This window comes from Flavobacterium zhairuonense (assembly GCF_004352915.1).
Lineage (GTDB): Bacteria > Bacteroidota > Bacteroidia > Flavobacteriales > Flavobacteriaceae > Flavobacterium > Flavobacterium zhairuonense.
Window position 1 is genome coordinate 402,234 of sequence record NZ_SJSY01000072.1, and the last position, 20,367, is coordinate 422,600.

17 protein-coding genes are annotated in these 20,367 nt (G+C 35.2%); 2 read left to right on the top strand and 15 right to left on the bottom strand.

The window, feature by feature from the left end; all coding sequences use genetic code 11:
• Nucleotides 1-149: 149 nt before the first annotated feature.
• A complete protein-coding gene (locus EYY60_RS12025; protein ID WP_132989565.1) occupies nt 150-1,568 on the top strand; it encodes an APC family permease in 1,419 nt (472 codons plus the stop codon).
• Between the two features lie 93 nt (nt 1,569-1,661).
• Here the strand turns inward: EYY60_RS12025 and EYY60_RS12030 are convergent, their stop codons facing one another.
• The 6 genes from EYY60_RS12030 to dinB all read right to left on the bottom strand — a co-directional run bounded on the left by EYY60_RS12030 (nt 1,662) and on the right by dinB (nt 9,390).
• Nucleotides 1,662-2,072, bottom strand: a complete 411-nt coding sequence (locus EYY60_RS12030; RefSeq protein WP_132989566.1) for an MFS transporter — start codon at nt 2,070-2,072, stop codon at nt 1,662-1,664.
• A gap of 222 nt (nt 2,073-2,294) precedes the next feature.
• On the bottom strand, nt 2,295-2,756 hold the full coding sequence (locus tag EYY60_RS12035) for a DUF1810 domain-containing protein (RefSeq protein WP_132989567.1): 462 nt from the start codon (nt 2,754-2,756) through the stop codon (nt 2,295-2,297).
• Nucleotides 2,757-2,915: 159 nt separating this feature from the next.
• Entirely contained in the window at nt 2,916-3,542 is a 627-nt protein-coding gene (locus EYY60_RS12040; RefSeq protein WP_132989568.1) for an alpha-ketoglutarate-dependent dioxygenase AlkB family protein, read from the bottom strand.
• Between the two features lie 55 nt (nt 3,543-3,597).
• On the bottom strand, nt 3,598-4,983 hold the full coding sequence (locus EYY60_RS12045; RefSeq protein ID WP_132989569.1) for an exonuclease domain-containing protein: 1,386 nt from the start codon (nt 4,981-4,983) through the stop codon (nt 3,598-3,600).
• A gap of 172 nt (nt 4,984-5,155) precedes the next feature.
• Nucleotides 5,156-8,209, bottom strand: coding sequence for a DNA polymerase III subunit alpha (locus tag EYY60_RS12050; protein WP_132989570.1), 3,054 nt, complete (start codon nt 8,207-8,209; stop codon nt 5,156-5,158).
• Nucleotides 8,209-9,390, bottom strand: a complete 1,182-nt coding sequence (dinB, locus tag EYY60_RS12055; RefSeq protein ID WP_132989571.1) for a DNA polymerase IV — start codon at nt 9,388-9,390, stop codon at nt 8,209-8,211. Before dinB ends, EYY60_RS12050 begins: the two co-directional genes overlap by 1 nt.
• A gap of 90 nt (nt 9,391-9,480) precedes the next feature.
• Between dinB and EYY60_RS12060 the strand changes: the two genes are divergently transcribed.
• The gene (locus EYY60_RS12060) at nt 9,481-10,254 is read left to right on the top strand and encodes an XRE family transcriptional regulator (protein ID WP_132989572.1); all 774 of its coding nucleotides are present in this window, start codon (nt 9,481-9,483) and stop codon (nt 10,252-10,254) included.
• A gap of 141 nt (nt 10,255-10,395) precedes the next feature.
• On the opposite strand, the gene EYY60_RS12065 is transcribed toward EYY60_RS12060, so the two are convergent.
• The 9 genes from EYY60_RS12065 to kdpB form a co-directional block, all read right to left on the bottom strand.
• The gene (locus EYY60_RS12065; RefSeq protein ID WP_132989573.1) at nt 10,396-10,836 is read right to left on the bottom strand and encodes a DinB family protein; all 441 of its coding nucleotides are present in this window, start codon (nt 10,834-10,836) and stop codon (nt 10,396-10,398) included.
• Between the two features lie 17 nt (nt 10,837-10,853).
• A complete protein-coding gene (locus EYY60_RS12070) occupies nt 10,854-11,174 on the bottom strand; it encodes an ArsR/SmtB family transcription factor (RefSeq protein ID WP_132989574.1) in 321 nt (106 codons plus the stop codon).
• The gene (locus EYY60_RS12075) at nt 11,174-11,602 is read right to left on the bottom strand and encodes an SRPBCC family protein (RefSeq protein ID WP_132989575.1); all 429 of its coding nucleotides are present in this window, start codon (nt 11,600-11,602) and stop codon (nt 11,174-11,176) included. Before EYY60_RS12075 ends, EYY60_RS12070 begins: the two co-directional genes overlap by 1 nt.
• A 140-nt stretch (nt 11,603-11,742) precedes the next feature.
• Complete coding sequence (locus EYY60_RS12080; protein ID WP_132989576.1) at nt 11,743-12,504, bottom strand: phosphatase PAP2 family protein; 762 nt, start codon at nt 12,502-12,504, stop codon at nt 11,743-11,745.
• A gap of 206 nt (nt 12,505-12,710) precedes the next feature.
• Nucleotides 12,711-14,429, bottom strand: coding sequence for an ATP-binding protein (locus tag EYY60_RS12085; protein ID WP_132989577.1), 1,719 nt, complete (start codon nt 14,427-14,429; stop codon nt 12,711-12,713).
• Between the two features lie 137 nt (nt 14,430-14,566).
• The gene (locus tag EYY60_RS12090; protein WP_132989578.1) at nt 14,567-15,691 is read right to left on the bottom strand and encodes a sensor protein KdpD; all 1,125 of its coding nucleotides are present in this window, start codon (nt 15,689-15,691) and stop codon (nt 14,567-14,569) included.
• Nucleotides 15,692-15,839: 148 nt separating this feature from the next.
• Complete coding sequence (locus EYY60_RS12095; protein ID WP_132989579.1) at nt 15,840-16,919, bottom strand: porin; 1,080 nt, start codon at nt 16,917-16,919, stop codon at nt 15,840-15,842.
• A gap of 439 nt (nt 16,920-17,358) precedes the next feature.
• Nucleotides 17,359-17,910, bottom strand: coding sequence for a K(+)-transporting ATPase subunit C (locus EYY60_RS12100; RefSeq protein ID WP_132989580.1), 552 nt, complete (start codon nt 17,908-17,910; stop codon nt 17,359-17,361).
• A gap of 158 nt (nt 17,911-18,068) precedes the next feature.
• Complete coding sequence (gene kdpB, locus EYY60_RS12105) at nt 18,069-20,126, bottom strand: potassium-transporting ATPase subunit KdpB (RefSeq protein WP_132989581.1); 2,058 nt, start codon at nt 20,124-20,126, stop codon at nt 18,069-18,071.
• Between the last annotated feature and the right edge of the window lie 241 nt (nt 20,127-20,367).

Genomic DNA, 20,367 nt, shown 5'->3' on the forward strand with positions numbered 1-20,367 from the left:
TACGGAAAGACGTAAAGCAAAGACTTTTTGTAAAATCGAAGTTTTCTGAGAAAGTCAGCTTTCGTTTTTAAAGAATAATCAGAATTTGGAATTTGAAGATTAGGATTTCAGAAAAAAGTATATCTTTAACCAACCCAAAACCAAAAAAAATGCAAGAACACGACCAAGAAAATGAACATTTTAAAAGAGAATTAGGATTATTAGACGGAACCATGCTTGTAGTAGGTTCTATGATTGGATCCGGAATATTTATAGTAAGTGCTGATATCGCAAGGCGAGTAGGATCTGCCGGATGGCTTACCTTGATTTGGCTGATCTCGGGATTAATTACGATTATTGCCGCAGTGAGTTACGGAGAATTAAGTTCGATGTTTCCAAAAGCTGGAGGCCAATATGTTTATCTAAAAGAAGCTTACAACAAACTTATAGCATTTCTTTATGGATGGAGTTTTTTTGCTGTAATTCAGACCGGTACAATTGCTGCAGTGGGAGTCGCTTTTGCGAAGTTTGCAGCATACTTATATGAACCTTTTAGCGATGAAAACATTCTTTATGAAGCTGGGTTTTTTAAACTCAATGCAGCGCAACTGGTTTCTATTTTCACAATTATTTTATTGACTTATATTAACAGTCGCGGTGTTAAAAACGGAAAAATTCTGCAGACAGTTTTAACAATAATTAAAATTTTATCATTGCTAGGGTTGATAGTTTTTGGATTAACGCTCGCTGCAAAAGCTTCAGTTTGGGATGCCAACTGGGCAGATGCTTGGACAACACGCACCTATACTGCTGGAGACGGTTCGTGGCTTCCAATTAGTGGAACGGCTTTGATTACGGGGATTTCTGCTGCAATGGTAGGTTCTCTATTTTCTAGCGATGCTTGGAATGGTGTAACTTTTATTGCCGGCGAAATTAAAAATCCGCAACGTAATGTAGGTTTAAGCCTGTTTCTTGGAACTTTTATTGTTACGCTTATTTATGTTTTAACGAATATTATGTACTTGGCGGTAGTTCCGTTAGATGAAATTGCTACGGCAAAATCAGATAGAGTTGCAGTTGTTGCTGCACAATATATTTTTGGAAATGTTGGAACATTGATTATCGCAATTATGATCATGATTTCGACTTTTGCCTGCAACAACGGATTAATTATGGCGGGTGCAAGAGTATATTATACAATGGCAAATGATGGTTTGTTCTTTAAAAAAGCAGCCGTTTTAAATGAATCAAGTGTTCCTGCTTGGGCACTTTGGGCACAGTGTATTTGGGCTTCTGCTCTGTGTTTGACTGGGAAGTATGGCGATTTATTAGATTTCGTAATCATCATTGTTTTGATTTTCTATATTTTGACAATCTACGGAATTTTTATTTTGAGAAGAAAAATGCCAAATGCCGAAAGGCCATATAAAGCATTTGGATATCCATTCTTGCCAATGGTATATATTATTGCGGCAACAGCAATTAGCGTTTCGTTGTTGATTACAAAATTCTCTACTTGTGGCTGGGGTGTGCTAATTATGCTAACCGGAATTCCTGTTTACTATTTGACAAAACCTAAAGAAGAATAAAATTTTAGTTTAAAGTTTCAGGTTTGAGGTTTCAAGTTTAAAACTTTGAGTATATAAAAAAAGCGTCTTGTATACAAGGCGCTTTTTTTGTTTCTAATTGTTGGTATCCGATAAATCGTTGTCAATTCTTTCTGCGGTTGGTCTTAAAAAAATCAGATAAATTAAAATCAGTATTCCAAATAATATAAAATCTGGTTTTAAAATTAAGATCAGAAATGCTGCACCTTCAAGAACACCCCAGCGCATGATTGACGCGGTTTGATAAATTGGAAACTTTTCCTCGAGTTTTAATTTGGGATTGATTTGTTTCAATTGGGATTTGAATAAAAAAGTACTCAAAACAAATGCTACAACTGGAATTGCAACATAAATTATCGATGATGAGTCGATAGTGGGAATTCGCAATTTTTCAATCGAAAGGTCACCTAAGATATAATAGAATACAATCGTACCAGCGCAAATGCCGAGATGAATGATTTGTAAGGTTTTAATTTTTTCAGACATGATTTGGTTAATTAGGGGGTGGTTTGTAATATGCAAGTTAAAAATTAATTCTCTGAAAATTCTTATTTTTAGAGTTAAGAATCTTAATTGATTGTTTTTTTGTTGAGAATAAAAAGTAAACGAAGAAAATTACAACGAAAAATTCTGAAGAGAAGATATGGAACAAAAAAAAGACATTGCAATTAAGCAATGTCCCTTTTGATGTAAATGATCTGGAAACTGTTATAATGCAACAGGTTCAGCAGATGATTTTATTGTTGAATTAATAATAGACAAAGTAAGCGGGTCAGATTCTCCTGAAAAGAAAGCATCCAGAATTTCCTGAAATATAGGATTCGTGTTTTCAACTAATGAGAATAGTGTCATAGACGAACGCAATTTTCGCGCATCTAAATCGCCAAAAATCCCATCTGCCGATTTCATTTTAAAGCTTAGTAAAAGTTCTGAAATTTCGATTAAATGTTTTCCAAGAATCGGGTGTTCCAAATAGTCGGAAGCTTCTTTTAAATCGTTAATGGCATAAAGATTTGCTGTATCGCTTTTGCCCAAACCTTTTATTTGAGGAAAAATAAACCACATCCAATGGGTCTCTTTTTTCCCTTTGCTGATTTCAGAAAGAGCAGTAAGATAAAGTTTGTTTTGCGCATCTAAGAAACGCGATAAATCATTGTTAGAATAAGCCATTATGGTATTGTATTTTGAAAAAGGTTGCAAAAATAGTAAAAAAGATAGGGTTAGCCTAATAAAAGGTTCATACAGTGCATGTTTTAACTTTTTAAAGAAGGAATATCTTACGTGGTTTTAAATAAAAAATGCTTTTTTTAGAGTTCAATGTTATAAAAATCAAAGATTTCGATTGGTTCTTCTAAAGGTAAGATTGATCCTTGGCAAAACATCTCGAGCTGTTTTGGGAACTTGATGTTGCCAAAAACTATTAGTCGTTCCTGCCATCAGTAGAAACGAACCATGATGTAGCGGAATTTCAATCTGAGGAATTTCCTTATTGAATTTATGGCGCAATTTAAATATTCTCGTTTCACCAAAAGTTACCGAAGCTATAATCGGATCTTTTCCAGAATTGTCTTCCCGGTCGCTGTGCCAGCCAACTCCGTCTTTTCCGTTTCGATATAAATTTAACAGAAGGCTGTTAAAATCAAGCTGAGTTTCTTTTTCTACACGGCCTCTGATTTTTAATAACTCATACGTCCAGTCTGGGCCTTTTGGATCTGCGCCGGGATTATCTTTGTCTTCGTACCAAGAAATCATTCGAGGAACGGTATAGGTTTTATCATAAATTTCCATTTCATATTCTCGCCATTTGGTTTTGCGTAATATTCTTTCATAAAAATGATCCGATTCTTCTTTAGTGAAGAAATTCTCAATCAAAATGAGTTCAGAATCTGGAATGTCAAATATTTTTTTTCCTCCCAAACCTGTCGTGAATAATTCGGTATCGCTAAATAGTGTCATAATTTGGATTTTTTACAGCTCTATTTTTTAATTTAATTCGGAATCTGAAAACAGATTAGTTTTGGTTTAATAACGGTTTATTGAAGAATACTTTTCTGGGATTTTTTTCTGCATAAGAAAAGATTAACTGCTCGATATATTGATTGCTTTTATAAGGTTCGGTATAATTTTTTGCTTCCAATGGATCATGAATTGAAATATCTGACGGAATATATCCCATTCCATAAAAATGACCATTTTCGATCCAGATACAGCTTTTTTCTTCTTTAGACCTTCCTTTGTCGATTATAGCAAAAGTGGGTCTGTTGTTTAATAAGAAGTCAATAGCGTTATCGATTTGTGCATTATGCATGATAACATCAGGCAGGCTTTGCGGATTATTATTCTGGAAAAACTCTCCTTCCTCAGATTTTGAATATTTGCAGAAACGATGATCTATTTCAAAACGTTCGGCCAGACTTCGCAATAAATTAATGCCTTCATATAAACTGCTGAATTCATGAAGACAGACCTGAAATTTGCTCACTTTCCCAATGGCAAGATATTTATAACCATTTCGTGCTTCGTATTGGTAAATACCAAATTTAGCTTCAAAGCGTTTTAAAGCTCTGTTATAAGTTGGCCAAAGTTTTTTGATTTCGGTACATTCCAGCAAAAGTGCCATTAATTCAGTGGCGCAAACTTCAAAAGAAATTCCGTGGATATCCCTTAAAAAATGCTGTCTCTGTGGATTAATATTGTTCCCGCTAAAATGAGAAGCCACACGTTTTTTTAAATTAATCGCCTTTCCAACATAAATCACTTTTTTAGCTTGATTATAAAAATAATATACACCAGGTTTGTCTGGTAAATTATTGAAATCATCTGGCGGAAGGTTAGGAGGAAGACGTTGATCTTGTGCCGTTTTTTTAATCATTTTTTCGATTTCTCCTGCATCGTCCCATTCCATTAAAAGAGAAAAAAGTAGAGCAGTAGCATCGGCATCTCCGCCGGCGCGATGTCGGTTTTCTAAATTGATATTTAAAGAATTGCAAAGATTTCCTAAACTATAAGAACCTAATCCCGGTTTGATTTTTCGCGCAGCACGAACGGTACAAAGCTTTTTCGCCGACCATTTAAAGCCTGCTTGTTCCAATTGATGATGTACAAACGAATAATCGAAGTTTACGTTATGAGCGACAAAAATACGATCGGTCAGCATTTCGAGAACTTTCTCAGAAATATCATCAAAGATTGGCGCATTGGCAACCATTTCATTATTAATACCTGTTAATCCAAAAATAGAAGGAGGAATGTCCTGTTGAGGATTTACAAGTGTTTCGTAACGATCCAGTACATTTTTACCATCATGAATAATGATCGCAATTTCAGTAATGCGACTGCCACTGGCATTTCCGCCTGTGGTTTCAATATCGACTATAGCATATTCCGTATTTTTCATCTTTATATAACGTAAGTTGTTCTTTAGTTATTTAATTCTTTAACACTTAGTGTGCACTATATTTTTTAATCTCGCAAAGTCGCAGAGTCGCAAAGTATTTTCTTTTTAAGTTTTTTAAATAAAACTTTGCGTCTTTGCGCCTTTGCGAGCAATTTTCGGCGTTTAGTAAAAATTAAAACTTCATCCGATGTCTCGGCAAATTAATCTCGTGTTCTGATGGATAAGGTTTTCTATGAGTAAGGCTTATATCTTCTTTAATCTGGTTTTGTGTTCTGTATTGATCTTTAGCATCCATATATCGCGGATCGGGAATAAAAGGCATTTTGGCCATTTTGGTTATGGTAATAGTAGGGAAATGATAATCAACCTCAACATTTCCTAACAACAAATAACATCCTCCGCCCTGAAAAGGATATTTTTCTAAACTATCCGGAAAATGTGCTGTATCAAAATAAGTACCTTCATGGTCGATCCAGGTTCCAAAATACATGGTTCCTTTTTTTGTTGGAACGTGTTTTCTGGAAATCAGATAGGCCAACATTCTGACTTGTTTTTTATGATATTGAACCAAATCTTTAGCCATAACATCGCCTCGGTGTTTGGTTTGCAAAAGATCAAAAACGGTACAGGAAACAGGAAAACTCAACAATTCGATTTCGTCAAAAGCGTCTTCAAAAACAGAACGTTCCAAAATAGGCAGTTTATATTCTTTTACGGGCTCCTGCAAAAGTTTTAAGTTTCTGTTTTCTGGTTTAAAATTATTCAAAAGCAAACTCGCAATAACCAAAAGCTGATTTTTGGTTTTTCCTGTAAAACGAAAAGCATCAATGAAAATCAGGGTTTTGACGCCTTCAATTCCAATTGGAATTCGATTGATAAAATCTTCTAAAGAATTAAAATCACCCTTTTTATTTCGGTCTTCTTCAATTAAATGCGCGATTTTCGATTCCAAACTTTGAATGTGCATAAAGCCAAGGTAAATATCAGTTCCGTACAAAGTAGTTTGATATTCGCTTTTATTCACACACGGATTATGAATCGTTCCGCCAGACATTCTAGCTTCGTGTACATACACTTCAGTTCTGTAAAATCCGCCCTGATTGTTGATTACCGCAGTCATAAATTCAACAGGGAAATTAACTTTCAAGTATAAACTCTGATAACTCTCAACCGCATAAGAAGCTGAATGCGCTTTGCAGAAAGAATACCCCGCAAAAGATTCGATCTGACGATAAATTTCCTGACTCAAAGTTTCGGGATGCCCTTTTTGAGCACAGCTTGCAAAGAAATTATCTTTTACTTTTTGCAACGCTTCCAAAGATCTTCCTTTTCCTGACATGGCACGACGCAGAATATCGCCGTCGGGAGCGGGAAGTCCACCATAATGCTGGGCGATTTTAATGACATCTTCCTGATAAACCATAATGCCGTAAGTTTCGCCAAGATGTTCTCTGAAAACTTCATGAAAATACTCAAACTGAGTTGGATTATTATGACGAAAAATATACTCTTTCATCATTCCCGATTGTGCTACTCCGGGACGAATGATAGACGACGCGGCAACCAGAATTTTATAATTGTCACAATTTAAACGGCGAAGTAAATCACGCATAGCAGGACTTTCGATATAAAAACAGCCAATCGTATTTCCTTTTGCCAAATAAGAGTTGCAAACAGCCTCGTCTTTAGAAATGGAAGTATCACGAATATTAACTTTTATCCCTCGGTTTTTTGCAATCAGTTTTACGCTGTCGTCAATATGACCGATGCCTCGCTGACTTAGAATATCAAATTTATCAAAACCAATTTCTTCGGCAATATGCATGTCAAAAAGTACAATTGGAAAACCTTTTGGAGGCATTTCCAGAGGCGTGTAATTCGTAATTGGTTCTTCAGAAATCAAAATTCCGCAGGCGTGCATACTGCGTTGGTTTGGATATTTTTCAAGCAACATTCCATATTGTTGCACCATTTTTACAATTTTATTGGTTTCATGTAAAGTCATTGGATTTTTAGCTAACATATCGAGTTCTTCTTTCGGAAGGCCAAACACTTTACCAACTTCTCTAAAAATAGATCGATATTTAAACTCAACATTTGTACCGCAAAAAGCAACATGATCTTTGCCATATTTTTCGAAGATATATTCCAGAATTGTATTGCGTTCTTGCCAACTCCAGTCAATGTCAAAATCGGGTGGAGTTTTACGGTTGAGGTTTAAAAAACGTTCAAAATACAAATCCAATTCGATTGGACAGATGTCTGTAATTCCGAGACAATAGGCAATAATACTGTTGGCACCGCTTCCGCGACCGATATGCATAAAGCCTTGACTATTGCTGAATTGAATAATATCCCAAGTAATTAAAAAATAACCGCTGAATTCTAATTCATCAATTACTTTTAATTCTTTTTTTACACGAGCTTTTGCTTCAATATTTTCGTTTCCATAACGTTTTGCGAATCCTTCCCAAGCTAATTCGGTTAGTTTTTCTAAATCTTTTTGACGGTTTTCGGTATAGAATTTTTTATTTCTTTTTGCTGAAAAATCATATTGAAAATTGCACTCGTCAATAATACGCTGTGTATTTAAAATGATTTCAGGATATTTTTCATAGAATGGCAGAATCGATTCTACAGGTTTCATCACATCAGAAACTTTGCAATAATCAGCTTCCGTAAGTTTCGATAAAATAATATTCGTATCAATAGCCCTAAGAATTTTGTGCAGATTGTATTCGACTTTGGTTTTAAAAGTTACAGGCTGTAAAATCACCATTTTGGAGATTTTATTTTTATGTTTTGAAGTCAGAAGACTCGAAACTTCTTCAGGACGAACTCCGATAAATTCATTTTCTAAAAGTATTTCAGGAGCATTTTCTAAAGTATAAATCACAAATGCCGATTTGAATTTTGGAGCACGCAAAGGCAAAGTTTCTCCGCTGAAATTATACTCAGTTAAAAAAACATTCATTTCGGCTAAACCTTCAGCATTTTTCGCCAAGCCAATATATCGGAATTCATGATTGTATCGAAATTCCATTCCAACCAAAGGCTTGATTTCTTTTTCTTGACACGCTTTTATAAAATCATAAATTCCAGTAACGGTATTAATATCTGTCAGTGCCATTGATTTTACACCATGCAAAACAGCTTCGGCAATCAATTCCTTAAGCGGAATCGTGCCGTAACGTAATGAATGGTAGGAATGACAATTGAGATACATTATTTTTTGCGTTTTAAAATTTCGTCTTTAGTATTGGGTTTAAAGTGAGCTCCGGCACAGCGCATTACGGCATCAAAACCATAACGGCTTTTCATTTTATCCATGGCTTCATAAAGTGAAAGCATTTCCTGAGTATCTTCAAAAAGATTAATTTGATAGGTTCCGCGTACCAATCCGCTAAAGCGAACGCCAATCAGACGCAGACGCATACGACGCTGATAGACTTTCTCAAAAAGTTCTATTACGTTTTTAGTCAAAATATGATCGGCTGAAGTATAGGCTACTCGGCATTGTTTGGTTTCGGTATCAAAATTGGCGTAACGAATTTTGACCGTAACAGTTGAAGTCAGCCATTGTTCTGCACGAAGCTGAAAAGCCAGTTTTTCGACCATTCCTAATAATATTCTTCTCAGTTTTGCAAGATCGATAGTATCTTGAGAAAAAGTAGTTTCGGTCGAAATTGATTTTCTTTCCGTATAAGGTTCAACAGGGGTGTGGTCAATTCCGTGGGCTTTTTTCCAAAGTTCTAAACCATTTTTACCAATCATTTGCTGTAAAACCTCAGCAGGCATTTCGGCTAAAGTCTGAATTTTACGAACGCCAATTCGGGACAAAAGCTGAAAAGTAACCGCCCCAACCATCGGGATTTTCTGAATCGAAAGCGGATTTAAAAAGTCCTGAACTTTTTGTTCCGGAATTTCAAGATTCCCAACAGGTTTGCCTTCTCCAGTAGCAATTTTAGAAACCGTTTTATTAATAGATAATGAAAAGCTAATTGGCAATCCGGTTTCTTTAATCACCTTTTGAGCTAATTCATTTGTCCATTTATAACTTCCGTGGAATTTATCCATTCCGGTAATGTCCATATAAAATTCATCGATGCTCGCTTTTTCTAAAACAGGCGCTTTTTCCTGAAGAATTTCGGTTACATCATGAGACAATTGCGAATACAATTCCATGTCACCTTTCATTACTTTTGCGTCAGGACAAAGTTTTAATGCCATACGAATCGGCATCGCAGAACGTACTCCGTATTTGCGGGCTTCATACGAACAAGATGCCACAACGCCACGGTCGCCTCCGCCAATAATAAGCGGAATTCCGTTGAGTTCTGAATTGGTGCGTCTTTCGCAGGATACAAAAAAGGTATCCAAATCCATATGTACAATTGCCCGTGCCATTTTTCCTTTTTGTTTTTGTATGGAACAAAATTAGCACAGGTGATAACAATTTTTTGTATATTTGCTGTTCCAAATTATAACAAATTAATTATGTCCTTATTTTCAGACAACATCAGAGCATTAAGGGTTAAGCATAAAATATCTCAAGAGAAATTAGCTGAAAACCTTAGCATTACCAGAGGTAGATACGTGAAATACGAAGACGGAACTTCGGAAGCGCCGTATGACATTTTAAAGAAGATTGCGTTATATTTTCATATGAGTATTGACTTGATATTATCTGTCGATATCCGTAAAATTGATGTGCAAAATTTGATAAAACTAGAAGGCAACCGACTTATTTTACCCATTCAAGTGGATAGTTTTGGAGAAAATTTTATTGAAATTGTTTCTCAAAAAGCAAAAGCGGGTTACCTCAACGGATATGCTGATCCAGAATATATTGAAAGTTTACAGCAGATTACGCTTCCTTTTTTAGGACCTGGAAAACACCGCGGATTTCCTGTTGAGGGGGATTCTATGCCTCCGCACGAAGATGGCTCTATCATTATTGGTCGTTATGTAGAAAAACTAGGAGAGGTGATGGACGGTAAAACCTATATTCTTATTACCAAAAGCGAAGGAATGGTTTACAAACGTCTCAATAAAAACAAAAAGAATAGTTTGGTTTTAGAATCTGATAATAGTTTTTACCCAAATTATGAAGTGAAAGCTTCTGATATTTTGGAGATTTGGGAATACGAATGCAATATTGGCCGTTCAGACAAAAAACAAGAAACGACGGAAACTGGAGAAATGAAAGATTTGCTTTTAGAATTGAAAAGAGAAGTTAGGGAGATTAAGAATAATACTTCGAATACATAATTTTTAATTTCCTGTTTAGGACTTATGGGTTGGTAAAACCTATAAATAAAACCAGAACCTGAATTGTAATTTCAGCTCTTCACATTTTGCTTGGAGAGCTGATTTTTTTTGTTTGTGAATGAAAACCGGAAGTAAACAGATTTAATTTCCTTTGACAATAGCCGATGCAATTTGCCCGCAATGATGTGAATTGTGAAAAAGAATAATTGATAATAATTTAATTCTTGGAACTGTTCCTAAAAAAGAAGTTTCTACTTCTTCAAACCAATCCTGATCAGAAGAATTATGAATTACATCTTCGAGTGTTTTGTATCCTTTTTCCATAAAGGCATGACTCGTTTGCAAATCATAATTTTTGCCAGTATCAGATTGTCCGATTGTTGTGTTTTCAATATCCGTTTTTGTTCCGAAAAATGCTCCCAAAATGTTTGCGGTTTCTCCAATATGTCTGTAAATAAATCCAACCGAAGCCGTTTTTTCATTCAATTGAAAACGACTGTTTTCCGGAGTTATATTTTTGAATGTAGCATTACAGACAAAACGATTATGATCTAAAAGATCTAATAAAACTTGTTTTTGCATGATTTCTAATTTTTAAATTAATCTTTCTTTTTGTTCAGAATAGTTTCCAGTTTGCTGAGTTTGTTTTCCCAGAACTGATCAAAATGACTAATCAGCGCTTTAACATCATTAAATCCTTTTTGATTTAAAACACAATGACGTTCCCTTCCAATTTCCTGGATTGAAATAAAACCCGCTTGTTGCAATATTTTAATATGTTTTGAAACAGCAGGACGACTCATATCAAAGTTTTCGGCCAAAGCGTTTATGTTATACGTTTCTTTGGTAAGTAATTGCAGAATCTGTCTGCGACTTGGATCTGCAATTACTTGTAAAGCATCAAGATTAGGTAATGACATTATTTTTCGTTTAAAAGATTCTCGATTTTCTCCATTTTTTTCAACCAGCCTTCTGTCATTCCAGTTAGGATAGAAGCATTTTCTTCTTTAAATCCAGTATGAAGAAGACGTAATTCGGTACCATTATCTTTCTTTTCCAGAGTCCATTCGACAATAGTGTCAAAGATCGTTTCATTATTTCCCGGTCCGCCTTTCCAACTGTAAACAAGCTTTTTCAAAGGAACAATTTCTAATATTTTGCAATGAAAAATTCCATCAAGATTTAAACTTGGAATAGGATTAGTACGAAATGTAAAATGATGTCCTAAAAGAAGTTTAAAATCATTTGGCATAATCCATTGCGCAATTAATTCTGGCTCCGTAAGATACATCCAGATTTCTTCAGGGGCTTGGTTGTAAAACCATTTGTGGTTAATTTCTGTTTTCATATTTAAGTAACTTTAAGGTTACACAAATATATATGTAACTTTTAAGTTACGCAAATGTTTTTAAATGTTTTTTAAAATGCGGTTAAAAATGAACAGCCTAGTCTTACGGATTAAATAATAATAAAAGATTGGATTAATCTTTAAAACACCTTAGCAAATCCTAATCCATATTGCTTTCCGTTATAGAAAGGCATTATCATAGAAGTCGATTTGTTCTCAGAATCTGACTTGAATAACTTTTTTGTGATATACGGATTGATCCAATAGGCAATTTTGGTACTCAAAATTCCGATTCCCGCTCCAGCCGCAACATCAGTTAGCCAGTGGCGATTGTTGTAAATTCTAAATAATCCCGTTCCTGTAGCAACAGCATAACCCGCAATTCCGTACCATATCGATTTATCTTTATATTCCTGATATAAAAATTCGGCTCCAGCAAAAGCAGTTGCAGTATGTCCAGAAGGGAAGGAGTTGTTAGAACTTCCATCAGGTCTTTCTTCATGTACAATCGATTTTAAGCTCAAAACAGTCGTTGCCATAATAATATACGAAGTTGCAAATATGACTGAACGATCACGCATGTTATTTTTTCCTTCTACACCAAAAGCATTCAAAGCATAAACAGATGCTGCAGGTGCATATTGGGAAAAGTCATCAATTGTGATTTTTTCGTCAATGTCTTCTTTAACTTCTGCTCTAATCTGGCGATTGAAGCTTAAAAGTTGATCATTTCCAATTCCAATAACGCCGTACCCAATCAAAACCGATGGAATAATTAGCTGTTTGTAATTGAATTTCAAATTATTTGACGTGCTGTCAATTTTTGCAATGGAATCATTTTGCTGCGCATTAGCAGAAAAAAATCCGAATAGAAATAGAAGGAAAATCGCTTTGTAGAACATTTTTAGGGTCGATATATTTTACAAATTAACGAATGTTTTGAACCTAGTATTTTGCGCTTAATTGAACCTTAAGTGAATATTAATTAAAGACAAAATTCAATTATAAATATATTATATTTTTTTTAAATTTTATAAGAATTGTTTTATTTTTTTGAAATAATTTAGATAATTGTAAAGATGAATCTTTGAATCGGATTGGTAAAACCTTAAACTTTCAGTGTAAACCAAAAAGTACTGCCCAATCCAAGATTACTCTCAACCCCAACGCTTCCGTTCTGCGCTTCAATAAATTCTTTACTGATTGCTAATCCCAATCCTGTTCCGGATTTCTGACTTCCCGGAACCTGAAAATATTTGTCAAAAACTTTGTCTTTATATCTTGTATCAATTCCTTTTCCGGTATCGATAACCTGAAACACGATTTGATTGTTTTCTTTTTTTAGTTTGATGTGAATGGTACTTTTTTCAGAAGAATAACGGATGGCATTCGACAAATAATTAATCAAAACCCAGCCTGTTTTTTCGCTGTCGGCTTTTACGTCTTGCAGATTTTCATCAGCATCAATAACCAGTTTGATTTGTTTTTGTTCCGCCTGAACTTTTACTGCTTCAACAGCATAATTTACAATTTCTTGCGGATTGCTTTTTTCGATATTCAGCTGAATATTTCCAGTTTCTAATTGCGATAGATTAAGCAATTCGCCAGTAATTTTCAATAAGCGCTGACTGTCCTCTTTTATGCTTTCAACCAATTGTTTCTGATCGTCGTTCATATCGCCTGTTTTTTCATTTTCAAGCAATTTCAGACTTAGTTTTATCGATGCAATTGGTGTTTTTAATTCGTGCGAAACGGTGGCAATAAAGTTGGTTTTGGCAAAATCCAGTTCTTTAAAAAGTGTAATGTTTCGCAGAATAATCACATCGCCAATATTGATTTCTTTTTCTTCTCCAGTCGGAATTATGGTAATGTTCAGAATCTCTTTTTCGAAATAACTTTCTTTTCCGTGCGCATAAATTTTAAGCGGTTGTTTTTTAGGAGCATCTGATTCCTCTTTCAAAATCAAAGACCGAATTAAATCATTCGATAAGGCTAGAGTAGAAGCCGATTTCCCGATAACATCTTCCAGTTTTAGACCAATAATTTTCAAAGCTTCATCATTGGCAAACAAAACAATTCCTTCATGATCCAAACCAATAATAGGATCGTTCATATTATTGATAAGCGTTTCGAGTCGTTTCTTTTCGAAGAAGAGTTTATACAAATTACTATCATTATATTCCTGGAGTTTCTGCGCCATCGTATTAAACGATTTGGCCAAATCTCCAAATTCGCTATGACTCGTAAAATGAACGCGCTCGGAATAATTTTTATTTGCAATTTCCTTAATACTCAGCGTTAATTCCTTTATCGGATTTGCAATATTATTTGGGAGATTAACCAATAAATTAAAAGCAATCAAAAAGCATAAACTTCCCACAATGGCAATCCATAAATTGGCATTTTCGGCGGTATGTTTAGCAATATCGCTTTTCTGTTTTATAGCATCCAGATTCAGTTTCATAATAGCAAAAATATCCTGTCTGATTTTTGCTTTTATGGTTTCGTTTGCTCCGTTTTGTTCTAAAAGCGTAAAACTTTTTTCAAGGTTTTCGGTTGCTTCTTTTTCTCCGGGTTCGGTAACATTTTGCGTTTGTTTTTCAAGATATTCCTTGAAAACATGAATCTTGCTATCAGGGCTCACTTTAATTTCATCCAAAGACAAAATCATATTTCGCGAATATTCCAGCGTATTATAATTCGCTTTCAGAATATTCTCGGTATCTGCTTTTATCAAAAAAACAGAATAACCGCTCACTAACGAAAGTATGATAATCATTAAAAATAATAATCCAACTCCCAGATTCAATTTGGTTTTAATTCTCATGACGTTTATTTAAAAACAAGTTTTTTTTATTTGAACCATTAAGATATTAAGGAAATTAAGCTTTGAACTTAATGAAACTTACAAAGAGAAAATTAAGCATAGCCTTTATTTTCTTAATATCTTAATGGTTAGAAAAATTACGACAGAATAACAAGGTCAACATTTGATAAAGACAGTTTGTTTAGCAAACGTCTGAAAATTGTTGTAGACAAAATTACTTTAAACAAATTAAAATGCGGTTTTCCGATACAGACAGTTGTAATTTGTTTTTCTTCTACAGTTGCTAAAATCGCATCGGTAATATTGCTATTTTCCAATTTAATAACTTCCGCACCCAATTGCACAGCGAGTTTAAAGTTATTAATTAAATGCCTTTGTTTGTCCAAAGCAATTTTATTACTGCTTTCCTGCGGGGTTTCCACATACAAAACATACCACAATCCGTTATAATAACTGGAAAGTCTTGCTGTTTTTCTAATCACAATTTTAGCCGTTTTGTCATTACTGCTAATGCAGGCCAAAAGTTTCTCATGTCGTAAAGCATGAAGATTCGGAACTTCATTTTCAACTTTTCGAACGACTTGACTCGCTACTTCTTTCAAAGCCAATTCTCGAAGTTGTAAAATCTGTTCCGATTTAAAAAAGTTCGTTAAAGCCGTCTGAATTTTATCAGGAGTATAAATTTTCCCCTCTTTCAAACGCGCAATCAAATCTTCAGATGTTAAGTCGATATTCACGACTTCATCTGCCAATCGTAAAACATTATCCGGAATACGTTCCTGAACATCAATGTTGGTAATTCGTTTTACATCCTCATTTAAACTTTCAATATGCTGAATATTGACAGCCGAAATTACATTAATTCCAGCATCCAAAATCTCCAGAACATCCTGCCAGCGTTTTTCGTTTTTGCTTCCTTCAACGTTCGTGTGCGCCAGTTCATCCACAATAACCACTTCTGGACGAAGATTGATAATCGCTTGAACATCGAGTTCTTCCAATTCTTTTCCTTTATAGAAAATGGTCCGTCTCGGAATAATTGGTAAACCCGCTAATAATTCATGTGTTTCCTTTCGCATGTGCGTTTCGATGTAGCCAATTTTGACATCGATTCCGTTTTTCAATAACGAATGCGCTTCCTGAAGCATACGAAAAGTCTTGCCCACACCGGCACTCATTCCAATGTAGATTTTAAACTTTCCCTTTCGTGATTTCTGAATTAAATCGAGAAAGTGCTGTGCGTTATTATTTTCGTTTTCCATATTTTTTGGTTTAACCATTAAGAGATTAAGGAAGTTAAGCTTTTCTTTATCTACAGAAAATTAAGCTGAATGTTCTGTATTCTAGATTAAAATGAGGTGCTAAAACTTAATTTTCTTAATCTCTTAATGGTAAAAAATCTTTTAATGTTTAGAAAGAAATCGCCAGCGAAGTCGTTACAAACGTATTCGTATCCGTTGGAAGATTGTCTTTATTGGTGAAGATTTCGTCTTTACTTGAAAGATTTCTGGCTTCAATTCTAAACATAAAATTATCAGTAACTAAGTAATCAAAGTTAGCCGAAAATCCGTAAGTTTTAAAACCGTTTGGCGTTTCAGTTGCAATGATCACACCTTTTTCATCACTATAATATTCACCGCGCGCTGAAAGCTGAATTTTATCTGTTGGTTTGTATTGCAGAATCAAAACTGGCGAAAACCAAGTGTCATATTTGTTACTATTTTTAGCCGATTGCTGAGATCCGATATCAAAACCAGCCGTAATATTTGTCTTTTCCGTTACCTTAAACTGTCCGTAAAAATTGTTGAAATAACGCCATTTTTTATCGATATCCGGCTGTTCATTTCCAACATACGTACTCCAGTTTAACGCAACCCGATCAGATGGTTTGCATGTAACCTGAGTTCCAAAAGCAGGCGTTTGATTTCCTTCTACTTTCTCGATTCTCTGCCAGCCATTCAAGTACATACCCGCCAAATACCATTCTCCAGATTCAGACGTATAACCAATTTTCACTCCTGTTTCATAATAAGGCGAATTCTCAGCCAGAATACTTCGAGTTAAAGTCTGACAATCTTTTCCAATCGCACTTTCAAAACCAATATGCGAAGGCATAATTCCCGCATCAACCCATAAATTATGGTTTTTCGAAATCTTTACACCAACATTCGCCTCGTAAACATTTTTCAACAAACCTTGTTCAGCAGACATATTGTACTCAGCATAAGTTCCGGCCATCAAAGCAAAATTTCCCCGAATATTTTCTTTCGAATAATTCACTTTTGCCATTGCTAAATTCAGGTTCACCTCGTTGCTTTTATTATAACTGTAAAAAAAGTTTGGCCGAGTATGATTTTCAGGCTTCCCGAAATCATAACTATAATAAGCGTCAACATATCCCGAAAATGTCAATGGACTTTTAGATTCTTCTTGTGCATGTAAATTGCTATAACCAAAAGCGATTAAAGCAGTAAGTATTATTTTTTTCATTTTTGTGGTATTCTATTATTTATTAGTAGATTTTTTAGGAGCTAATCCCGCTATCCGTTTCAATCTTTTGTGCCGAACCCCGGCACAAAAGGATTTCCACTACTATCGGGGCTAGGACATTTGGGGTAAAAAGGCGTTTTGTCTTCCTGCAAGGTTTTCAAAACCTTGTAGGTATTTAATTTTAAAGGTTAGTTTTAGATTCCAGTTTCTGTTCTGTTTGTCATCCTGAGGAACGAAGGATCACACTAGTAGCTCGACAAAGATTGACGATCATGCGGACGGAACTTCTCGTGTGATCCTTCGTTCCTCAGGATGACAAACTACACGGATACTTCATGATAATACTTGATGCAGATTTTTCATACCTACAAGGTTTTGAAAACCTTGCAGGAGAAAAACTTAGAATCTCAGTATCTTAGAGCCTTAGCATCTTAGAGCTTTAGCGAAGCTGATCCAGCGCCACATTCAATTCCAAAACATTAACCGTTTCAGGACCAACAACAGCAGTATTAATTTTAGATTCCACCAAAGATTTTACTTTAGCTTCATCCAGTTTTCTTTCTTTGGCAATTCGTTTCACCTGAATCAAAGCCCCTTGCGGAGAAACATTCGGATCTAAACCACTTCCCGAAGCCGTTACCATATCAGACGGAATATCAGATTTCTTTAAATAAGGATGAACCAATAAAAGCGTATCAATTCTTTTTTGAACCAAAGCTAAATAGTCGGCATTGCTTGGACCTTTGTTGCTTCCGGCACTTCCTGCAGCGTTGTAATCTACAGCCGTAGGTCTTCCCCAGAAATAATTAGATTTATCGAACTTTTGTCCAATTTTTTGATAACCGACAACTTTACCGTTAACGGTGATAGTTTCTCCTTTTCCCTGATTTGGAGCTAGCTGACCTATCCCGTAAATGGCTAAAGGGTAGATAACAATGAATAGAAGCAATAGAGCAACTGTAAGTTTTATAAGTGAGAATATATTTTTCATTTCTTTTAAGATTCTAAGGTTCTAAGTTGCTGAGATACTAAGTTTTTTTAGAAAGGAGTAATTTAGAACCAATGTTTTTATTTCAGTTTTTTGAAAGGTTTCATTTTTTAAAACTCTAAGGAAACCTTAGCAACTTAGAGTCTTAGTATCTTAGAAGCTTACATAAACAAGGCAACAATCAAGTCAATAATTTTAATTCCTATAAAAGGAACAATAATTCCTCCTAAACCATAAATCAAAAGGTTTCTTTTAAGAATAGCACTCGCTCCAATTGGTCGGTAATCAACACCTTTCAGCGCAAGCGGAATCAAAATCGGAATGATAATCGCATTGAAAATTACAGCTGATAAAATCGCACTTTCAGGACTATGCAAATGCATAATATTCAAACCTTGAAGCGCAGGAATCGCAGTAATAAAAAGAGCAGGAACAATAGCAAAATATTTCGCAACGTCATTTGCAATAGAAAAAGTGGTTAAAGTACCTCGAGTCATTAAAAGCTGTTTGCCAATTTCAACAATCTCGATTAGTTTAGTTGGGTCATTGTCAAGGTCAACCATATTTCCAGCCTCTTTTGCCGCTTGAGTTCCGCTGTTCATCGCAACACCTACATTGGCTTGCGCAAGGGCAGGAGCATCGTTTGTTCCGTCACCCATCATGGCAACCAAACGTCCTTCAGCTTGTTCTTTTCTGATGTAGTTCATTTTATCCTCAGGTTTAGCTTCGGCAATAAAATCATCAACACCAGCGGCTTCTGCAATAAATTTAGCCGTCAAAGGATTATCACCTGTTACCATAACCGTTTTGATTCCCATTCGGCGTAAGCGCTCGAAACGTTCTTTCATTCCGGTTTTGATAATATCCTGAAGTTCGATAACACCTTGGATTTCGTTGTTTTTAATAACCACCAAAGGTGTTCCTCCATTAGATGAAATAGAAATTACTTGTTGTGCAGTATCTTCAGGAAAAACATTTCCAGCTTGTTCAGCGATTTTTTTAGCAGCATCCTGTGCACCTTTTCGAATGTTCGTGCCGTCTTTCAAAATAACACCTGATGTTCTGGTTTCAGCAGTAAATTTTATTGTGTGTGAGATTTCAGAAGTATTTTTTAAAGCACTTGCTTTTGTTTCGCTTTTCGCATCGATCATTTCACTTAATTCCAAAATACTTTTCCCTTCAGGAGTATCATCAGCAAGTGAACTCAAAACAGCCGATTTCACAAAATCATCAAAAGAAATTCCTTTTGTTGGATAAAAATTAGTTGCTTTTCTATTTCCAATTGTGATTGTTCCGGTTTTATCCAAAAGCAAAACATCAATATCTCCGGCAGTTTCAACCGCTTTTCCTGATTTAGTAATTACGTTGGCACGTAAAGCTCTGTCCATTCCTGCTATCCCGATAGCAGATAATAAACCTCCAATTGTAGTTGGAATTAAACATACAAAAAGAGAAATAAAAGCAGCAATAGTAATAGGAGCATTAGCATAATCAGCGAAAGGTTTTAAGGTAACACAGACAATGATGAAGATTAAGGTAAATGCAGCTAATAAAATAGTCAAAGCAATTTCGTTTGGTGTTTTCTGACGGCTTGCACCTTCAACCAAAGCAATCATTTTGTCTAAGAAACTTTCTCCAGGTTCAGAAGTTACACGCACTTTAATTTTATCGGAAAGTACTTTTGTTCCTCCCGTAACCGAAGATTTGTCACCGCCCGCTTCACGAATTACTGGAGCACTTTCTCCAGTAATAGCACTTTCGTCGATGGTTGCAAGTCCTTCGATAATTTCACCATCGGCAGCAATTAAATCGCCTGCTTCGCAAATGAAAATATCATCTTTTTTTAATGTTGAAGAACTTACGTTTTTGATTTCTCCGTTTGGCAGAATTTGTCTTGCTGGAGTTTCTTCACGAGTTTTACGTAAACTGTCAGCTTGTGCTTTTCCTCGAGCTTCGGCAATAGCTTCAGCAAAATTTCCGAACAAAAGCGTAGCGAATAAAATTAAGAATACAATTATATTATAAGCCAAACTTCCCTGATCGGTTGCGCCCATTAAGATTGAAATGCAGACTGCAAACATTATGACAGTTCCGATTTCTACGGTAAACATTACCGGATTTTTGATCATCAATTTTGGATTGAGCTTCACAAAAGACTGCATGAATGCTTCTTTTACCTGCTGACTTTCAAATAATGATGTGGATTTATTAGTTGTCATTTTCTTGTAAAAAGTTAAATGTTATTTGTTAGATGTTATGCAAAAAAACACATAGATTATAGAATATAACCAGCGGTTTTAACCGCTGGGACGAAACGTATATCACAATCGGTGTTACGGCCATCCGTGTTCCCGTGGTTTCAACCACGGGCTATATTAAAATAGGAATGAACAATTTGTTATTTCAGCTATGTGTGAAAACGAGTTTTCTTTTTATTCTTTTTTATAGATTTAAAATCTA

Excerpts from the sequence above, each read along its gene's own strand:
- EYY60_RS12025 (WP_132989565.1), top strand. The coding sequence starts at position 150 with ATGCAAGAACACGACCAAGAAAATGAACATTTTAAAAGAGAATTAGGA.
- EYY60_RS12030 (WP_132989566.1), bottom strand. The coding sequence starts at position 2,072 with ATGTCTGAAAAAATTAAAACCTTACAAATCATTCATCTCGGCATTTGC.
- EYY60_RS12035 (WP_132989567.1), bottom strand. The coding sequence starts at position 2,756 with ATGGCTTATTCTAACAATGATTTATCGCGTTTCTTAGATGCGCAAAAC.
- EYY60_RS12040 (WP_132989568.1), bottom strand. The coding sequence starts at position 3,542 with ATGACACTATTTAGCGATACCGAATTATTCACGACAGGTTTGGGAGGA.
- EYY60_RS12045 (WP_132989569.1), bottom strand. The coding sequence starts at position 4,983 with ATGAAAAATACGGAATATGCTATAGTCGATATTGAAACCACAGGCGGA.
- EYY60_RS12050 (WP_132989570.1), bottom strand. The coding sequence starts at position 8,209 with ATGTATCTCAATTGTCATTCCTACCATTCATTACGTTACGGCACGATT.
- dinB (WP_132989571.1), bottom strand. The coding sequence starts at position 9,390 with ATGGCACGGGCAATTGTACATATGGATTTGGATACCTTTTTTGTATCC.
- EYY60_RS12060 (WP_132989572.1), top strand. The coding sequence starts at position 9,481 with ATGTCCTTATTTTCAGACAACATCAGAGCATTAAGGGTTAAGCATAAA.
- EYY60_RS12065 (WP_132989573.1), bottom strand. The coding sequence starts at position 10,836 with ATGCAAAAACAAGTTTTATTAGATCTTTTAGATCATAATCGTTTTGTC.
- EYY60_RS12070 (WP_132989574.1), bottom strand. The coding sequence starts at position 11,174 with ATGTCATTACCTAATCTTGATGCTTTACAAGTAATTGCAGATCCAAGT.
- EYY60_RS12075 (WP_132989575.1), bottom strand. The coding sequence starts at position 11,602 with ATGAAAACAGAAATTAACCACAAATGGTTTTACAACCAAGCCCCTGAA.
- EYY60_RS12080 (WP_132989576.1), bottom strand. The coding sequence starts at position 12,504 with ATGTTCTACAAAGCGATTTTCCTTCTATTTCTATTCGGATTTTTTTCT.
- EYY60_RS12085 (WP_132989577.1), bottom strand. The coding sequence starts at position 14,429 with ATGAGAATTAAAACCAAATTGAATCTGGGAGTTGGATTATTATTTTTA.
- EYY60_RS12090 (WP_132989578.1), bottom strand. The coding sequence starts at position 15,691 with ATGGAAAACGAAAATAATAACGCACAGCACTTTCTCGATTTAATTCAG.
- EYY60_RS12095 (WP_132989579.1), bottom strand. The coding sequence starts at position 16,919 with ATGAAAAAAATAATACTTACTGCTTTAATCGCTTTTGGTTATAGCAAT.
- EYY60_RS12100 (WP_132989580.1), bottom strand. The coding sequence starts at position 17,910 with ATGAAAAATATATTCTCACTTATAAAACTTACAGTTGCTCTATTGCTT.
- kdpB (WP_132989581.1), bottom strand. The coding sequence starts at position 20,126 with ATGACAACTAATAAATCCACATCATTATTTGAAAGTCAGCAGGTAAAA.